This is a genomic window from Bradyrhizobium sp. NBAIM08 (assembly GCF_020193935.1).
GTDB lineage: Bacteria > Pseudomonadota > Alphaproteobacteria > Rhizobiales > Xanthobacteraceae > Bradyrhizobium > Bradyrhizobium yuanmingense.
The window spans coordinates 1-380 of the sequence record NZ_JADYVR010001388.1 but is presented as its reverse complement, the minus strand read 5'-3'; the positions used below and the strand labels follow the sequence as shown (position 1 = coordinate 380).

Sequence of the window (380 nt, the reverse complement as noted above, 5' to 3'; positions counted from 1 at the left end):
CCGGGTGCCCGACCCCATGGCCGCCGAGAGCGACGACCGCCGCCGCTCGATGGAGCGCTCGCTGCAATACATGGGCCTGACGCCCGGCACGCGCATGGCCGACGTCAAGGTCGACAAGGTGTTCATCGGCTCCTGCACCAACGGCAGGATCGAGGATCTGCGCGTCGTCGCCAGCCTGGTGGACGGCAAGCACGTCGCCAACGACGTCTACGCCATGATCGTGCCCGGCTCGGGTCTGGTGAAGTACCAGGCCGAGGCCGAGGGGCTGGACAAGGTGTTCAAGGCGGCGGGCTTCGACTGGCGCGAGGCCGGCTGCTCCATGTGCCTCGGCATGAACCCCGACCAGCTCCTGCCCGGCGAGCGCTGCGCCTCCACCAGCA

At 69.5% G+C, this 380-nt stretch carries 1 protein-coding gene; it reads left to right on the top strand.

The annotated features are described in order from the left end of the window. On the top strand, positions 1-380 hold a 380-nt coding region (locus tag I6F37_RS45070), incomplete at both ends, for an aconitase family protein (RefSeq protein WP_249795527.1).